Origin of the sequence: Micromonospora sp. NPDC005324, assembly GCF_040607155.1 — a bacterium.
In the GTDB taxonomy this organism is placed as follows: domain Bacteria; phylum Actinomycetota; class Actinomycetes; order Mycobacteriales; family Micromonosporaceae; genus Micromonospora; species Micromonospora trifolii.
Map to the genome: position 1 here is coordinate 181349 of NZ_JBEXGE010000006.1, position 16816 is coordinate 198164.

13 protein-coding genes and 1 riboswitch are annotated in these 16816 nt (G+C 72.6%); of the genes, 7 read left to right on the top strand and 6 right to left on the bottom strand.

Annotated elements, in window-relative coordinates:
- Window positions 1–49: 49 nt before the first annotated feature.
- Both cobN and ABZS40_RS08910 read right to left on the bottom strand, forming a co-directional pair.
- Window positions 50–3718 carry a cobaltochelatase subunit CobN gene (gene cobN, locus ABZS40_RS08905; protein WP_354942752.1) on the bottom strand — a complete coding sequence of 1223 codons (3669 nt, stop codon included), beginning with the start codon at window positions 3716–3718 and terminating at the stop codon, window positions 50–52.
- A gap of 266 nt (window positions 3719–3984) precedes the next feature.
- Window positions 3985–4114, bottom strand: a riboswitch (cobalamin riboswitch).
- Window positions 4115–4242: 128 nt separating this feature from the next.
- Window positions 4243–4578, bottom strand: a complete 336-nt coding sequence (locus tag ABZS40_RS08910; protein ID WP_124771482.1) for a hypothetical protein — start codon at window positions 4576–4578, stop codon at window positions 4243–4245.
- A gap of 128 nt (window positions 4579–4706) precedes the next feature.
- Here ABZS40_RS08910 and ABZS40_RS08915 point away from each other — a divergent pair, with 128 nt between their 5' ends.
- On the top strand, window positions 4707–5288 hold the full coding sequence (locus tag ABZS40_RS08915) for an RNA polymerase sigma factor (RefSeq protein ID WP_354942753.1): 582 nt from the start codon (window positions 4707–4709) through the stop codon (window positions 5286–5288).
- Entirely contained in the window at window positions 5281–6000 is a 720-nt protein-coding gene (locus tag ABZS40_RS08920; protein ID WP_354942754.1) for a hypothetical protein, read from the top strand. The genes ABZS40_RS08915 and ABZS40_RS08920 overlap by 8 nt, the downstream gene beginning before the upstream one ends.
- A gap of 71 nt (window positions 6001–6071) precedes the next feature.
- Here the strand turns inward: ABZS40_RS08920 and ABZS40_RS08925 are convergent, their stop codons facing one another.
- Window positions 6072–6767: a VOC family protein gene (locus ABZS40_RS08925; RefSeq protein ID WP_354942755.1), complete on the bottom strand. Its 696-nt coding sequence runs from the start codon at window positions 6765–6767 to the stop codon at window positions 6072–6074.
- 168 nt (window positions 6768–6935) lie between these two features.
- Between ABZS40_RS08925 and ABZS40_RS08930 the strand changes: the two genes are divergently transcribed.
- From ABZS40_RS08930 to ileS, 3 genes are all read left to right on the top strand, one after another.
- Window positions 6936–7421, top strand: a complete 486-nt coding sequence (locus ABZS40_RS08930) for a hypothetical protein (RefSeq protein ID WP_354942756.1) — start codon at window positions 6936–6938, stop codon at window positions 7419–7421.
- A 32-nt stretch (window positions 7422–7453) separates the two neighbouring features.
- Window positions 7454–8119: a hypothetical protein gene (locus ABZS40_RS08935; RefSeq protein WP_354942757.1), complete on the top strand. Its 666-nt coding sequence runs from the start codon at window positions 7454–7456 to the stop codon at window positions 8117–8119.
- Window positions 8120–8397: 278 nt separating this feature from the next.
- Entirely contained in the window at window positions 8398–11544 is a 3147-nt protein-coding gene (gene ileS / locus ABZS40_RS08940) for an isoleucine--tRNA ligase (RefSeq protein ID WP_354942758.1), read from the top strand.
- A gap of 18 nt (window positions 11545–11562) precedes the next feature.
- Here ileS and ABZS40_RS08945 read toward each other — a convergent pair whose 3' ends face one another.
- Window positions 11563–12459, bottom strand: a complete 897-nt coding sequence (locus ABZS40_RS08945; RefSeq protein WP_354942759.1) for an aldo/keto reductase — start codon at window positions 12457–12459, stop codon at window positions 11563–11565.
- 73 nt (window positions 12460–12532) lie between these two features.
- The gene (locus tag ABZS40_RS08950) at window positions 12533–13795 is read right to left on the bottom strand and encodes an MFS transporter (protein WP_354942760.1); all 1263 of its coding nucleotides are present in this window, start codon (window positions 13793–13795) and stop codon (window positions 12533–12535) included.
- A 160-nt stretch (window positions 13796–13955) separates the two neighbouring features.
- On the opposite strand from ABZS40_RS08950, the gene ABZS40_RS08955 reads away from it, so the two are divergent.
- Together ABZS40_RS08955 and ABZS40_RS08960 are read left to right on the top strand one after the other, a co-directional pair.
- On the top strand, window positions 13956–14945 hold the full coding sequence (locus tag ABZS40_RS08955; RefSeq protein WP_354942761.1) for a LacI family DNA-binding transcriptional regulator: 990 nt from the start codon (window positions 13956–13958) through the stop codon (window positions 14943–14945).
- 91 nt (window positions 14946–15036) lie between these two features.
- Window positions 15037–15765, top strand: a complete 729-nt coding sequence (locus tag ABZS40_RS08960) for a phospholipase (protein ID WP_354942762.1) — start codon at window positions 15037–15039, stop codon at window positions 15763–15765.
- Between the two features lie 370 nt (window positions 15766–16135).
- On the opposite strand, the gene ABZS40_RS08965 is transcribed toward ABZS40_RS08960, so the two are convergent.
- A complete protein-coding gene (locus ABZS40_RS08965; protein WP_354942763.1) occupies window positions 16136–16765 on the bottom strand; it encodes a TetR/AcrR family transcriptional regulator in 630 nt (209 codons plus the stop codon).
- Between the last annotated feature and the right edge of the window lie 51 nt (window positions 16766–16816).

Genomic DNA, 16816 nt, shown 5'->3' on the forward strand with positions numbered 1-16816 from the left:
TCTTTCGCTCGCGACTGCGGGGCTCGCAAAACCGGCTCACTCCTCGCGCTCACACCCCGTCCTCCAGATCGCCCTCACTGGCCAGGTACGTGTCCCGCAGCCGGTCGAGGGTGGCCGGCTCCGGCTTGGCCCACAGACCCCGGTCGGCGGCCTCCAACAGCCGCTCGGTGATGCCGCGCAACGCCCACGGGTTGGACTTCTCCAGGAACTCCCGGGTGGTCTCGTCGAAGAGGTACGCGGCGGCCAGGTGCTCGTACATCCAGTCGTCGACCACACCGGCGGTGGCGTCGTAGCCGAACAGGTAGTCCACTGTGGCCGCCAGCTCGAACGCGCCCTTGTAGCCGTGCCGGCGCATCGCGGCGATCCACTTCGGGTTGACCACCCGGGCCCGGAACACCCGCCGGGTCTCCTCACCCAGGGTGCGGGTGCGCACGTCGTGCGGCATCGCCGAGTCACCCACGTACGCGTGCGGTGACGTGCCGGTGAGGTGACGGACCATCGCCACCATCCCGCCGTGGTACTGGAAGTAGTCGTCGGAGTCGACGATGTCGTGCTCACGGGTGTCCTGGTTCTTCACCGCCACAGCGATCCGGGCGAACGAGCGCTCCATGTCGGCGCGCGCCTCCCGCCCGTCCAGGCCACGGCCGTACGCGTAGCCGCCCCACACCGCGTACACCTCGGCCAGGTCGGCGTCGCTGCGCCAGGTCCGGGCGTCGATGAGGGGCAGCAGGCCCGCGCCGTACGCGCCGGGCTTGGAGCCGAAGATCCGGGCGGTGGCCCGCCGCTCGTCGCCGTGCTCGGCGAGGTCGGCGGTGACGTGCGCCCGCAGGTAGTTCTCCTCGTCCGGCTCGTCCAGCGCGGCGACCCGCCGCACGGCGTCGTCGAGCAGCGCCACGACGTGGGGGAACGCGTCACGGAAGAAGCCGGAGATGCGCACTGTGACGTCGACGCGCGGGCGGCCCAGCTCGGCTGTCGGCACCACCTCGATGCCGGTGACCCGCCGGGACCGGTCGTCCCAGACCGGCCGGCACCCCAGCAGCGCGAGCACCTCGGCGATGTCGTCGCCCTGGGTCCGCATCGCGCTGGTGCCCCACACGGTCAGCCCCACCGAGCGGGGGTAGGCCCCGGTGTCGGCGAGGTGCCGGGCCAGCAGGGAGTCGGCGAGGGCAATCCCGACGTCCCAGGCGTTGCGGCTGGGGATGGCCTTCGGGTCGACGGAGTAGAAGTTGCGGCCGGTGGGCAGCACGTTGACCAGGCCCCGGGTGGGCGAGCCGGACGGGCCGGGCGGCACGAACCGACCGTCGAGCGCCCCGAGGGTGTTGGTCAGCTCGTCGGTGGTCCGGTCCAGTCGGGGCACCAGCTCGGTGGCGGCGAAGTGCAGCACCGCGGCGACGTCCGGGATCGGCTGACCGGTCACCTCGGTCACCACGGCGTCGACCGTGTCCACGGCCCAGTCCAGGGTTTCCATGCCGACGACCAGCCGCCGCGCGAGGGCCTCGATGAGGTCGATCGCGTCGGCGGCGGTGCCGGCGGGCCCGTCCACCACGTCGGTCAACGCCGTGGGCAGCGCCAGTCGTTGACCCGGCGACGCGAGCAGCTCCTGCTCGTCGAGGGAGTACGCGGCGGCGAGGGCCTGTCGCAGGCCGGGCAGGGCGCGGGCGCCGCCCCAGATCTGCGGGGCGCGCAGCACCGCGAGGACGAGGTTGACCCGTGGTTCGCCGGTGGGCGCGTCGGCGAGGATGTGCAGCCCGTCGCGGATCTGCACGTCCTTGACCTCGCACAGGTACCCGTCGAGGTGCAGCACGAAGTCGTCGAAGTCGTCCGCGTCGGGCATCGCCTCGGCGTGCAGGTCGTGGTGCAGCTCGGCGGCGCGCACGAGGTCCCAGATCTGGGCCCGCACGGTGGGCACCTTGGCCGGGTCGAGTGCCTGCACCGTCGCGTACTCGTCGAGCAGTTGCTCCAGTTTGGCCAGGTCGCCGTAGGTCTCGGCGCGGGCCATCGGCGGGACCAGGTGGTCGACGACCACGGCGTGCGCCCGCCGCTTGGCCTGGGTGCCCTCGCCGGGGTCGTTGACGATGAACGGGTACACCAGCGGCAGGTCGCCGAGGACCGCGTCGGGCGCGCAGTCGGCGGCCAGGCCGAGGCCCTTGCCGGGCAGCCACTCCAGGGTGCCGTGCTTGCCCAGGTGCACCACGGCGTCCGCGCCGAAGCCACCGTCCGCGACGGGCGCTGTCAACCAGCGGTACGCGGCCAGGTAGTGGTGGCTGGGCGGCAGATCCGGGTCGTGGTAGATGGCGATCGGGTTCTCCCCGAAGCCGCGGGGCGGCTGGATCAGCAGCACCACGTTGCCGAAGCGCAGCCCGGCGAGCACGATGTCGCCGCCCTCGGTGTACAGCTCGCCCGGCGGCTCACCCCAGTGCTCCCGCATCCGCTCGCGCAGCTCGGCCGGGACCTGATCGAACCAGCGCCGGTACGTCGGCCCCGGTATCCGGGCCTCGGCGGCGGCCAACTGCTCCGGGGTGAGCCACTCCACGTCGTGGCCTCCGGCGGCGATCAGCGCGTGGATCAGCGCGTCGCCGTCGTCGGGCGGTGGCGCGTCACCCAGGTCGTAGCCGGCCTCGGCCAGCGCGGCGAACAGCCGGACCGCCGAGGCCGGGGTGTCCAACCCGACGGCGTTACCGACCCGGGAGTGCTTGGTGGGGTACGAGCTGAGCACCACGGCGACCCGCTTGTCGGCGTGCGGCGCGTACCGCAGCCGGGCGTGGCGCACGGCGATCCCGGCGACCCGGGCGGCCCGCTCGGGGTCGGCGGCGTAGACCGAGAGCCCGTCGGCGTCGATCTGCTTGAACGAGAACGGCACTGTGACGATCCGGCCGTCGAACTCGGGGATGGCCACCTGCATGGCGGCGTCCAGCGGGGACAGCCCGGCGGCGCTGTCGGCCCACTGCGCGCGGGTGCTGGTGAGGCAGAGCGCCTGGATGACCGGCACGTCCAGGGCGGCCAGGGCACCGACGTCCCAGGCGTCCTCGTCGCCACCACCGGAGGCGTCCGCGGCGACCGCGCCGCCGGCCGCGAGCACAGTGACCAGCAGCGCGTCACAGCGGGCGAAGAGCCCGAGTGGGCCGGCGCCCGCTGTCAGCCCGCGCAGCGAGCCGCAGAAGATCGGCAGCGGGTTGCCGCCGGCTCTGTGGACCGCGTCCGCGAGGACGTCGACGAAGTCGGTGTTGCCGGCGAGGGCGTGCGCCCGGTAGAAGACGATTCCCACTGTGGGCCGGTCCGGGTCGGCGGGGTGTTCGCCGTGCACGCCGTACGCCGGGGTGGGCGCGGGCGGGGCGAACCCCTCGCCGGTGAGCAGCACCGTGTCGGAGAGGAACCGGGCCAACTGCCCCAGGTTGTCCGGGCCGCCCTCCACCAGGTATGCCAGCGCCTGGGTGACGACCCCGGACGGCACTGTGGAGATCGCCATCAGCTCCGCGTCGGGCAGCGCCTCGCCGCCGAGCACGACAGTCGGTACACCGGTGGCGAGCACCGCGTCGAGGCCGTCCGGCCACGCCTGCCGACCGCCGAGCAGGCGTACGACGACGAGGGCGACCCCGTCGAGCAGGGCGGGCACCTCCTCGGCGGTGACCCGGGCGGGGTTGGCCAACCGGTAGTCGGCGCCGCTGGCGCGGGCGGCCAGCAGGTCGGTGTCGGCGGTGGACAGCAGCAGGATGCGCACGGAAGGCTCCGGAAAGTGACGCCCTGGGCCCTCACGGGGGCGACCGGGGCGATGCGGGTGGGTACGGCGTCAGCCGGTACGACGGCCCTGATGGACGGCGCAGCGACGCGTGGCGTCGGGGCCGGTCAGCGACGGGCGGTCGGCTCAGCGGTGCCGGTGGCCGGTGCCCTGGAGCGCAATACGACGATGATCGTCGATGAAAGAGACGCCGTGCGTCATCGGGTCCTCCTCGGGTGTCCACGCCCTGGGGTACATCCCGACGGCCGAAGTATCCTGGCTTCCGGATCGACGCTCTCCCCCGGCCTTCCAACCGCAGACACACGGCCGTGACTCACGAGGGGGGATCGCTCCCCGGTGACAGTGGCGGGACCGCGTCGGATTCGCACCGACTTCCTTCACTGCCGTCAGGCCGCGAATGCTGCCACACCGCCGCGCCGCCGGTCAACGCGGACCCCACCGCCACGCGGCCACGCTCACCACATTGACCTGCGAAGATATCGCTGCACGGGGATTGCCGCGCCCGATCAGCGGGCGTGGCGTTCCGGGTGGGCCCGGCTCCAGGTCCGCATCCGTTCCGGGTAGCCGGTGCGCGCCGCCTCGTAGAGCGGCACCGCGTGCTTGCGGGCGATGGCCCCGGCCGCGCGGGGCGTTCCGGTACGCCGCCGGATCCACTCGCCGTCGTGGGCGATCGCCATCACTGTGGTGTCCGTCGCGGTCGTCTCCGGCTCCAGGTAGAACTCCACCCCGCGCCGGGTGGCCACGAACGCCTCCAGCGCCGCGAGGTCGTCGCGGGTCGCCTCCCGGTCCAGCTTCGTCGGGGTCGCCTCGGCACCCCGTGACCGCCGATTGAACCAGCTCATGCCCCGCCCCTCTCGTCGACGCCCCTCCAGTGCAGCACCGATTCCTGGCAATACGCTGCACGCCGGATGGGAGAGAGCTGACCCGTGTCGGGAAATCCCTGTGGAACCCACTAGGGGTGGGCGGTGTCATGAGTGTGATCCGAACGGAGGCTCCCCTGGACGACGAGGCACTCGTCACCCGTGCTCGGGAAGGTGACCTGGAGGCGTACAACCTCCTGGTCGCCCGGCACACCGCGTCCGCGTACCGGACCGCGGTGCTGCTCGGCGCCGGCTCGGACTCCGAGGACGTCATCCAGGAGGCGTTTGTGAAGGCGTACCGGAAGCTGTCCCGTTACCGGGGTGACGCGTCCTTCCGGTCGTGGCTGCTCGCGATCGTCGCGAACGAGACCCGCAACCTGCACCGCTCCCGGGGTCGGCGCGACGGTCTCGTCCTGCGGGCCGCGGCAGCGGACCCGACGTCCGAGATCGCCGAGGACGACGCGGTCGGCGCGGTCCTCGCCGGGGAGCGCCGGGCGTCGCTGGTGCAGGCGCTGCGGCAACTGCCGGTACGGGACCGCGAGGTGATCGTCTGCCGGTTCTTCCTCGATCTCACCGAGGAGGAGACGGTGTCGGCTCTGGGCTGGCCCCGGGGCACTGTGAAGTCGCGCACGTCAAGGGCGCTGGCGAAGCTTCGTGGCCTGCTCGACGGTGCGGAGGTCCGGCATGGGTGACCTCGAACGGGAACTGCGCGACCTGGCCGCCTGGCTGGACACCCCCGATCCGCCCGACGTGACCGCCGGCGTCAGCGTACGACTCAGGGCGCCCGCGCCCCGGCGGCGCCGGTGGCGGTCGCTCGCCGCGGTGGCCCTCGTCGCAGTGCTGGTGGCGGTGTTGCCGCCGACGCGGGCCGCGATCGCCGACGTCGTCACGGGGCTGCTGCGCTTCGCCGGGGTCAGCATCGCCACCTCATCCGCCCCGACGCCGCCCGGCGGAACCGCGGCACCGTTGCCCGGGCAGCGTGCCGTCGCTCTGGACGAGGCCCAACGGGCGGTGCGGTTTCCGATCCGCCTGCCGGCGATGCTGGGCCCGCCGGAGCAGGTGCTGGTCGCCGACCCGGACGCCACGGGCCGGTACCGGGTGGCGACGCTGCTCTACGACGGCGGCGCGCTGCGCGTCGACGCGTTCGACGGTCACCTCGACCTGGCCTTCCACAAGGAGGTCACCCCGCCGGGCGCGGACTGGGTCCAGGTCAACGGCGACTTCGCCGTCTGGGTCGACGGCCCACACGTGTTGTCCTACGTGGACCGGGCGGGCGGGATCCGCAGGGAGACCGCCCGACTGGCCGCCTCGACCCTGATCTGGCAGGACAACGACGTGAGCTACCGGCTGGAGGGCAGCCTCACCAAGACCGAGGCGATCGAGATCGCGCGTTCACTGGGCTAGTACGCGGTCGGGTCCGGGCGGGTAGCGAATGTGTCGGACGCACGCGTCGACAGCCGGGCGGAGCGCCCGGTCTACGAGTCGTCTCGGCCCTGCCAGGTCGTCACACACGCCTCGTTGCCCTCGATGTCGGCGAGGACCCAGAAGGCGGGAGCATGGGACGCGGAGACAAGTCGGCCACCGGCCGTCAGCGCGGCGTCGATCCGCCGTGGCGCCTCGTCGTGCGGGACACAGATGTCGAAGTGGATGCGATTGCGGTCAGGGCGTGGCTGATCCATCTGCTGAAACCACATCGCCGGCCCCTGTCCGACCGGGTCGACGATCGGGTCCGTGGGACCGTCGGCTCCCGCCTCGTCCATGTAGCCCAGCACGGCCTTCCAGAACGGCCGGACCGCTGCGATGTCGAGCGCGTCGACAGCGATCTCCACGAGCTGGACCGACCGCGGCGCTCCCGTACCAATCTCAGGCTCCGTCAGTAGCCCGACGTCCCGCACTGCGGTGGAAATCCGATGCGCAAGGTCGATGTCGCAAGCGGTGAGCGCCGCCTGATCCGCCGACTGCAGGGTCAGGACGACCCGGTCTGGCCGGATGTCAGCGCGTAGGTGCCCATCGGCGTCGCCACCGCACACCGCCACCACGCGCGCCGCCACCTCGGTCGCCTGGACCAGTGAGCCGACGGGGACCGACGCGCGCAACGCGCCCAGCAGATAGCGCCATCCCTGGTCGCTGACCGCGTCCGAAGCCGCCCGCCGACCCAGTCTCTGTTCCACGTCGGCATCCTCACATGCGCCCGCAATTCCCCCTCTGTCCCCGCCGCCAACCCGGTAGACGTCCCGGTCGGGGCACTGGGAACCCGGCGGGCCCGGGCGGTGTCGGAAAGGTGCGACGAGTCCTCGGCGCGTACCGGAAGGGGCGGGATGGGTTCCTGGGGCAGGTTGATGCTGGCATCCTCGGTGGTCCTGCTGGCGGGGTGCACGACCACCACCAGCGGCGCGGCGCCGACGGCGAGTGCGGCCACCACGGCGAGCACCGCGACCGCCTGCGCGGCGCGGGTCGAGACGGGGTCGCTGCCCGACTGGGCGGACGCCGGGTTCAGCGGGGACGCGCGGGTTCCGCACGTCTTCGGCGCGAAGGGTGACATCGTGGCGGTGCTGTTCGCCCATCCGCTGCGGCGGGTCCGGACGGACGGGTCGAACAACAAGATCCTCTGGGTGGCCCGCGCCGCCACGACCTCGCCCGACCCGACCGCACCGGCAACCCTGGTGATCACCGCGAGGCTGGACGGCGCCGACACCCGGGTGATCCGGGAGGTCCCCGGTGGCCCCGGTCCGTCGATCATCGACCTGCCGCAGGCCGGCTGCTGGCGCCTCGACCTGCGCTGGTCCGGGCACACCGACATGATGGACCTGGTCTACGCCCCCTGACCGCACCCCTCGGGCCGCCTAGGCTGCCGATCATGCCCTTGGACGCACGGGTCGCGGCGGCCCGCAACAACGCTGAGTGGTGCGACATCGTCTGCGGCAGCCACGGGCTGGCCGGCCGTACCGACGGCGAGGCCTGGTCGGTCCCCCACCGTTCGCCACAGTGGTACCCGGACGCGGTCACAGTGCGGCCGGGCGTCGACGCCGAGGCCCTGCTGGCCCGGATCGACGCGGGGCCCGGCGCGTCGGTGAAGGACAGTTTCGCCGACCTCGACCTGTCCGGGTACGGGTTCCGGGTGCTCTTCGACGCGCAGTGGATCCACCGGCCACCGTCGGCACCACCTGTCGGCACACCGCTGGCCGCTGTCACCACGCCCGACGAGCTGGCGGCCTGGGCGGCGGCCCACGGCGGTGGAGAGCTGTTCCGGCCCGCGCTCCTGGCCGACCCCCGCGTACGCGTGCTCGCCCGCCGCGACGACCGAGGTGTGATCATCGGCGGGGCGGTGCTCAGCGGCGACGGCCCGTACGGCGTCTCCAACCTGTTCACCCGCACCGACAACCCCCGGGACATCTGGCGAGCGGTGTGCGTCACCCTGCCCGACGTGCCGATGGTCGGCTACGAAACCACAGCGGACCTCACGCCGGCGCTCTCCGCAGGCTTCACCACCACCGGCCCCCTACGCGTCTGGCTGCACGCCTAGCGCTCCGGCCACTGGCTCCGCGCACGGACAGCTATGCTGGCGGCATCGGCACCGATCCGGCCATCACCGGGGAGCCTCCGGAAGAACGGGCAGCTCGATCGCCCCGGTAGAACCGGACGTCGCGGCACGTCACGTCGCGAAATGGAGCGGCGCCCGCACCATCGGGGCGCAAGCGGGGTGGTACCGCGGAGTCCTGGCCATACGCCCGGCGCTTCGTCCCCGTGTGGGCAGTGAGCTGATGCCCGCGCGAGCGGACGTGGAGTGTAGGGAGAACGTCGGTGCCGGACGGTCCGTCGAAGTCGCCATTCGTGCCACTGCCCACCAAGATCGACCTTGGTGGCGTGGACCGCGCGGTCATCGAGTGGTGGCAGGCCAACAACGTGTTCGACCGGAGTCTGGAGCAGACGGCCGACGGTCCGCCGTGGGTGTTCTACGAGGGGCCGCCGACCGCCAACGGCACGCCGGGCACCCACCACATCGAGGCGAGGGTCTTCAAGGACCTCTTTCCCCGGTACCGCACGATGCGGGGCTTCTCGGTGCCACGCCGTGCCGGGTGGGACTGCCACGGCCTGCCCGTTGAGCTCGCTGTGGAGAAGGAGCTGGGGCTCAGCGGTAAGCCCGACATCGAGAAGATGGGCGTCGCGGAGTTCAACGCCCTGTGCCGCGCCTCGGTGCTGCGGCACGTGGACGAGTTCGTCCAGCTCAGCGAACGTATGGGTTACTGGATCGACCTGGAGCATCCGTACCAGACCATGTCCCCGGAGTACGTGGACAGCGTCTGGTGGTCACTGAAGCAGATCCACGACGGTGGGCGCCTGGTGGAGGACTTCCGGGTCGCGCCGTACTGCACCCGCGACGGCACGACCCTCTCCGACCACGAGGTGGCGCAGGGGTACGAGACCGTCACCGACCCCTCCGTGTACGTGCGGTTTCCGTTGCGCGGGGACGTGGCCGGCCACAGCGGCGTCGACCTGCTGATCTGGACCACCACCCCGTGGACCCTGGTGTCCAACACCGCCGTCGCCGTACACCCCACAGTGACGTACGCCCTCGCCCGCACCGGGGAGGGCACGTTCATCGTCGCCGAACCGCTGACCCGGCGGGTCCTCGGCGACGAGGCGGAGATCCTGGCGACCGTACCGGGGTCGGCCCTGGAGGGTCTGCGGTACGAACGGCCGTTCGACCTGGTGGACATCCCGGACGCGCACCGGGTGGTCCTCGCCGAGTACGTCACGACCGAGGACGGCACCGGCCTGGTGCACCAGGCGCCGGCCTTCGGCGCGGACGACCTCGCCGTCTGCCGCGCCTACGGGTTGCCGCTGGTCAACCCGGTCGCCCCGAACGGGCGGTTCACCGACGGCATCGACCTGGTCGGAGGGGTGTTCTTCAAGGACGCCGACGCGTTGCTCATCGACCGTCTCAGGACGTCCGGCCGGTTGTTCCGGCACGAACCGTTCGAGCACCCCTACCCGCACTGCTGGCGGTGCCATACCCCGCTGATGTACTACGCGCAGCCATCCTGGTACATCCGGACGACCGAGGTCCGCGACGAGCTGACGCGGGAGAACGAGAACACCAACTGGTTCCCGGAGCACATCAAGCACGGCCGCTACGGCGACTGGCTGAAGAACAACATCGACTGGGCGGTGTCCCGCTCCCGGTACTGGGGCACCCCGCTGCCGCTGTGGCGATGCCCGGACAACCACGTGACCGCTGTCGGTTCCCGTACGGAGCTCGGGGAGCTGGCCGGCGCCGACCTGTCCGAGCTGGATCCGCACCGCCCGTACGTCGACGAGATCACCTTCGCCTGCCCGGACTGCGGCCGGATCGCCACCCGGGTCCCCGAGGTGATCGACGCCTGGTACGACTCCGGGGCGATGCCGTTCGCGTCGTTGGGCTACCCCCACGTGCCGGGCAGCAGGGAGATCTTCGAGCGCACCTACCCGGCCCAGTACATCTGCGAGGCGATCGATCAGACGCGGGGATGGTTCTACACGCTGATGGCGGTGGGCACGCTGGTCTTCGACCGGTCCCCGTACGAGAACGTCGTCTGCCTCGGGCACATCCTGGCCGAGGACGGCCGCAAGATGAGCAAACACCTGGGCAACATCCTGCTGCCGATCCCGTTGATGGACACGCACGGCGCCGACGCGGTGCGCTGGTTCATGGCCTGCTCCGGCTCACCGTGGTCGCCGCGCCGGATCGGGCCCGGCCCACTCGACGAGATCGTCCGCAAGGTGTTGATGACCTACTGGAACACCGCGGCGTTCTTCTCCCTCTACGCGGCGAACTCCACCTGGGCGCCGCACCTGGCGCAGCCGGTCACCCAGCGGCCGGTGCTGGACCGGTGGGTCGTCGGCGAGGTCCACGCCCTCGCGGCGGCCGTCGACGAGCGACTCCAGAACTACGACACGGCGCGCGCCGGCCGACTGCTCGCCGACTTCATCGACGACCTGTCGAACTGGTACGTGCGGCGCTCGCGGCAGCGTTTCTGGGAGGGCGACCCCAACGCGCTCGCCACCCTGTACGAATGCCTCGACATCCTCACGCGGCTGCTCGCGCCGTTCGTTCCCTTCGTCACGGAGGAGGTGTGGCAGCAGGTCGTCCGGCGGGGGGCCGCGTCGGCCCCGGAGTCGGTGCACCTGGCGACCTGGCCCACACCCGACACCACACTGATCAGCACCGAGTTGTCGGCCCAGGTGGCCACGGCGCGGGCGCTGGCCGAGGCGGGCCGGTCCGCTCGGAAGACGAGCAGTCTTCGGATCCGTCAGCCGTTGAGCCGCGCGCTCGTCGGGCTGCCGGCCGGCACCGTTCTCCCGCAGGCGTTGCTGGACGACATCGGCGACGAGTTGAACGTCAAGGTCCTCCAGCCGCTCGATCCCCAGAGCGGGGTGATCGACGTGCAGGTCAAAGCGAACTTCCGGACCCTGGGCCGCCGATTCGGCAACCGCACCCAGCACGTCGCGAAGGCGATTGCCGCCGTGGCCCCCCGGGACCTGGTCGACGGCGTCCGGGCGAACGGGACGTACCCGCTGTCGGTCGACGGTGCGCAGGTCGAGGTGGGCCCGGACGACATCCTGATCACTGAGGTGCCGCGCACCGGTTGGGTAGTGGAGTCCCAACGCGGCGCGACGATCGCGTTGGACACCGAGATCACCCCCGAACTGGCAGCCGAAGGCGTCGCCCGCGACGTCGTCCGCATCGTCCAGCAGGCCCGCCGCGACGCTGACTTCGAGGTCGCCGACCGGATCACGGTGTCGATCGCCGCGCCCGCGGATGTCGCGGCGGCGATCTCCGCGCATCAGAAGCTCATCGCGCACGAGACCCTCGCGCTCCAGCTGACGGTCGTGGACGCGTTGTCGGAAGGGTTCTCCGGCACCGTGGGCGACGGTCAGGAGATCGTCGTGCACGTCGTACGGGCGTGAGCGGCGACGGCGTGACGATCAATGGAGACGGGTCAGGTCTTCCGGGGTCAGACGTAGAGCTCCGGCGGCGATGTTCTGCGCCAGGTGCTCCGGGTCGGTGGTGCCGGGGATGGCGAGCACGTGAGGGCCCTGGTGCAGGGTCCAGGCGAGGCGTACCTGCTGCGGGGTGACGCCGTGGGCGCTGGCGACCGCCTCCACGGCCTCGCCCTGCGCGGTGCTCGCGCCCGCCTCCCGCCCGGTGCCGGCCAGCGCGAAGAACGGTACGAAGGCGATGCCCCGCTCACCGCAGAGCCGGACGAAGGCGTCCTGCTCCCGGTAGGCGTCCACCCCGTAGTTGTTCTGCACGCAGACCACCGGCGCGATGCCCGCCACCTCGTCCAGCTGTTCCGGCCGGGCGTTGGAGAGCCCGAGGTGCCGGATCAGCCCGGCAGCCCGCAACTCGGCGAGCGCGCCGAACCGATCGGCCACCGGCACCGCACCCGGCCCCCGGCCGAGGCGCAGGTTCACCACGTCGAGCTGGTCGCGGCCGAGCCGGCGAAGGTTCTCCTCCACCTGGGCCCGCAACTGCGCCGGGGTGAACGCCTCGGTGAAGCCCGCCTCCGGGTCGTACCCGAAACCGACCTTGGTGGCGATCACCAGGTCCTCCGGGTACGGGGCGAGCGCCGCGCGGATCAGCTCGGTGGCGTAGCGGGCCGGGCCGGTGCCGACGCGCAGGGTGCCCCCGGGCGACACGTAGAACGCGGCGGTGTCGATGTGGTTGACGCCCAACTGCACGGCGCGGCGCAGCAGGGCGACGGCCCGGCCACCGTCGGGGTTCGCGGTGATCCGCATGGAGCCGAAGCCCATCCGGTGCACGGTGCGGTCGCCCAGGGTCCAGGTGCCCGCCGCGGCGGCGGTGATCTCGTCGGTTGGCATCGGGCGACCGTAACCAGTGCGGGTGCGCGGCGCAGTCGGCCGCGCACCCGATACCGTCCGGCGGCGAGGTGGGTTAGCTTTTACCTGCCGACGGAGCAGTTTCAGCGGAGTGCGGCGGGCGCAGCACCGGCACCAGCAGCAGGGTCGGCAGCAGCAGCAGCGGCACCGCCAGCAGCGCGCGCAGGGTGCCGACCTCGTCGCCGACCAGCCCCAGCAACGGCGGGCCACCGAGGAACGCGGTGTAGCCGATCACCGCGACCACGCTCACCCGCACCGCCGCGTGCGCCTCGTCGTCGGCCGCCGCGCTCATCCCGACCGGGAAGCCCAGCGACGCACCCAGGCCCCACAGCGCGACGCCGATGACGGCCACCGGCCCGGAGCCCGCCAGCACGGCCAGGCCGGCGCCGACCACGGCGAGGCCGATGGTGCCGCTGAGCACCGGCACCCGACCCCACCGGTCCAGCGCGATGGTGCCGACGGTGCGTCCGACGGTCATGCCCACCACGAACACCGCGAAGACCGCCGCGCCGGCGGCCTCGCTCACATCCCGTCCATCGATGAACGCCACGGCCAACCAGTCGTTGGCGGCACCCTCGGTGAACGCCGCCACCAGGACGAACAGCCCGATCAGCAGGGTGCGCGGCTCCCGCCAGGCGGCGAGTTGCGCCCGGCGACGGGCGGCGGGGGTGGCGTCCGCCGGGTCGCCGGTGTGATCGCTACCCACGGGCAGGAACGTCCGGGCGGCGAGCGCGGTGCCGGTCGACACGACCACCGCCACCGCGACGAGATGCGCACCGACCGACACGTCGAACCGGGCCGCCCCGGCGCCGAGCGCCGCTCCGGCCACCGAACCGAGGCTCCATCCGGCGTGGAAACGGGGCATGATCGTACGGCTCAGCCGCCGTTCCACCGCCGCGCCCTCGACGTTCATCGCCACGTCGCAGGCGCCGGAACCGTAGCCGAAGGCGACCAGTCCCAGGGCGACGATGGCGAACGACCCGGTCATCGTGGCGCCCAGCCCCGCCACGGTCAGGCCGACCGCGACCAGCACGGTGGCCATCGTGACGGTGCGGGCCGCACCGAATCGCTGGGCGAGCAGGCCGGACGTGGGCATGGCGAGCAGCGCGCCGACGCTCATCGCCAGCAGCAGCAGGCCGAGTCGGCCGGCGGAGAGGTCCAACGCCTCACGGACCGCCGGGACGCGGGAGAACCAGCTGCCGACGGCCAGCCCGTTGAGGGTGAAGGTGACAGCGACGCCGTTGCGGGCGAGCCGCACCGTCCGCAGGGTCGGCGATGCGACGTCCGGGGCTACCGGTCGACTGGTGGGGGCGCTCACGAGGGTGGGTCCTCTTTCTCGGGGTGATCTCCTGGCACGATCGCACACCTGAGAGCGCTACCACCACAACCGGCAACCGCCCCTTACCGCTGCTGGTGCGGCCGGGGCATGATGTGAGCAGGCGTTGGTCCGACCGGACGGGCCGCCGCAGGAGGCGACGATGACGACAGCGGCACACCGACCGGCCACCCTCGAGGACGTGGCCCGGGTCGCCGGGGTGTCCCGGTCCACGGCGTCGCGGGTGATCGCCGGCACGGGGTTCGCCTCACCGGCCGCCCGGAAACAGGTCACGGCAGCCGTCGACCAGCTCGGCTACGTGCCCAACCCGGCCGCCCGGGCGCTCGTCCGCGGCGGCGGCGTACGCCTGGTCGTGGCCGTTCTGGGCACCAGCGCCGCGGTGCTCGACGACCCGTACGTGCACCAGGTGGTCGGCGCTGCCGCCCGGGTGTGCACGCCCGCCGGTGTCGGGGTGGCGCTGTACTGGCTGCCGCTCGGCGACCCCCGCAGCCTCGACCAGCTCGACGGGGATCGCAGCGTGTGCGGGGTGATCCTGGTCAATACCACCGAGGAGCTGCTGGCGGCGGTGCCCCGGTCGTTACGCGGTCGGGTGGTCTCGATCGGCGTCGGCTCGGCGACCGTGCCGTCGTTCGACGTCGACAACGCCGCCGGCTCCGAGGAGGTGCTGCGCCACCTGTACGCCTCGGGTCGCCGCCGGATCGCCATGGTGACCGGCCCCCGGTGGCTGCCCTGCGCGCAACGCCCGGTGCAGACGTACCGCAGGCTCATGGCCGAGGCCGGCCTACCGGAGCGGATACTCCCCGGGGACTTCAGGGCGGCGCGCGGCCGGACGGCGGCCGGCGAGGCGCTGCGCCGCTGGCCGGACATCGACGCGATCTACGCGATCAGCGACGACACCGCGCTCGGGGTGATCGCGGGCCTGCGGGACGCCGGTGCGCGGGTGCCCGGTGACGTCGCGGTGGCCGGCTTCGACGACATACCGTTGGCCGGGATGACCGCCCCGGCGCTGACCACGGCGAGTCATCCGGTGGGGCGGATCGCCGTCGCGGCGGCCACCGCCCTGCTGGACGGGCGCCCGGCGGCTCCGGTGACCCTCTTCCCGTCCGCCCTGGTGGCGCGGGCCAGCGGCTGAGTCGGCGCCCAGTCGAGCGCACCGACGGTTAACCCCGTACGGGCCGGGTAACCGCGTCGGACCTTTCGTCCACCGCGAGGAGCGCCGACCCGTGTCCGACTCCGCGCCGTCGCACTGGGACCCGGCGTCGAGCCCTCGGGACGGCCGGTTGACCGCCCGCCGCCACCTGCCGGTGGGGCCGGGCCGCACCGGGCTGGTGCCGATGACCGGACCTGACGGTGACCGGCTGGCCCTGGGGTACGCCCCGGAGCCGGCGACCGACGGTTCGGCGTACCGGTTGGTGCTGCTCCTGCACGGCGCGGGCGGTTCGGCGCGTCAGGGGCTGGACCTGCTGCTGCCGGTCGCTGACGCGCAGCACCTGCTGCTGGTCGCCCCGGACTCGTCGGCCGCCAGTTGGGACCTGATCGCCGGCGGCTTCGGGGCGGACGTGGGGCGCATTGACGGGCTGTTGGCGACCGTCTTCGACACCTACCCGGTGTCCGACGTGACGGTCGGAGGGTTCTCCGACGGCGCCTCGTACGCGCTGTCGCTGGGCCTGGCCAACGGGGATCTGGTCGACGCGGTGCTGGCCTTCTCCCCCGGTTTCGCCGCGCCACCTGTCACCCACGGCCGACCACGGATCTTCATCTCGCACGGCGTCGACGACCGGGTGCTGCCCATCGACGTGTGCAGCCGCCGCCTCGTCCCCCACCTGCACGACCTCGGCTACGACGTGACCTACCAGGAGTTCCCCGGCGGCCACGACATCCCCGCCCCGATCCGCGATTCCGCCATCGCCTGGCTCACCGCCCCTCCCCCCGGGGCAGGGAACCACCATTGAGCAGTGCGCAGGTCAGACCGGCGGGAGACCGAGGGCGTCCGCGCTCCGGTCCGACACCGCGCTGCCGGCCTACGGCGGCGCAGCGCAACGCGCGACACCACGCCGCCGGCTCACCGCAGCATGCCGTCCGCTCCCCCTTTGGAGCTGATGCCGCAAACGAATCAGGCTCGATGTCGTAAACGATTCAGCTCCAAAGGACCGTCCCACGGCACCAGGCCGGCGGGCCACGGCCTCCCGAGGCGATCGTCTCCCAGCACGCGTCGGACGTGATCACCGGGCTGCTCTGCGCCCCCGGCCCGGGTGCCCGCACGCTGCCGGGCCCGCACCCGACCGGGCCCGGCGACCCGCTCGTCGACCGGCGTCGGTCGGGTCAGCTTCCGGTGAGGGCCCGCAGCAGCGTACGGACGGCGGCGCTCAGGTCGGCGCGGCTGGCGACCGTACCGGGCGGTGGGGCGCTGAGCGCGCCCGCGCCGGCCAGTCGGTCGAAGAGCAGCCCGTCCACGAACGCGACGAACTGGTCGCCCTGCCGGTCGGGGTCGGTGGCCCCGGCCCGGGTCAGCAGGTCCCGGGCCTGCACCCGCAGGCCGGTGCCGTGTTGCAGGATGCCGCGCAGCTCAGGCCGGTGCACCGCCTCCAGCAGGCAGGCGTAGCGCGCGAGGCTCCGGCTGCGTCCGGTGCTCAACCAGCGGTCGAGCACCTCGGCGACGCCGGCGGCGAGGGCGTCGAGGTCGCCGCTGTCGAGCCGGGGGGCGGGGGTCGGGGGTGGCGGGCCGGTCGGCAGGTCGTACGCGGCCAGGTCGGCCCGGTCCCGTTCGGCGAGCCGTCCGACGACCGCCTCGATCAGCGCCTGTCGGGTCCGCAGGTACGCGGAGGTGGTGCCCGGCGGCATTCCGGCACGGCCGTCGACCGCCCGGTGGGTCAGGGCTCGCATGCCACCGTCGGCGATCAGTTCGATGGCCGCGTCGGTCAGCGTAGCGATCCGGTTCGCCCGCGCCGTCATGGCACTCCTCCTTCCCGGGGTCCGCAGGTAGTATCCTCCTTCTACAGCTGT

Coding starts and splice junctions, on each gene's coding strand:
- ABZS40_RS08910 (WP_124771482.1), bottom strand. CDS start 4,578: ATGAGCTGGTTCAATCGGCGGTCACGGGGTGCCGAGGCGACCCCGACG.
- ABZS40_RS08915 (WP_354942753.1), top strand. CDS start 4,707: ATGAGTGTGATCCGAACGGAGGCTCCCCTGGACGACGAGGCACTCGTC.
- ABZS40_RS08920 (WP_354942754.1), top strand. CDS start 5,281: ATGGGTGACCTCGAACGGGAACTGCGCGACCTGGCCGCCTGGCTGGAC.
- ABZS40_RS08930 (WP_354942756.1), top strand. CDS start 6,936: ATGCTGGCATCCTCGGTGGTCCTGCTGGCGGGGTGCACGACCACCACC.
- ABZS40_RS08935 (WP_354942757.1), top strand. CDS start 7,454: ATGCCCTTGGACGCACGGGTCGCGGCGGCCCGCAACAACGCTGAGTGG.
- ABZS40_RS08945 (WP_354942759.1), bottom strand. CDS start 12,459: ATGCCAACCGACGAGATCACCGCCGCCGCGGCGGGCACCTGGACCCTG.
- ABZS40_RS08955 (WP_354942761.1), top strand. CDS start 13,956: ATGACGACAGCGGCACACCGACCGGCCACCCTCGAGGACGTGGCCCGG.
- ABZS40_RS08965 (WP_354942763.1), bottom strand. CDS start 16,765: ATGACGGCGCGGGCGAACCGGATCGCTACGCTGACCGACGCGGCCATC.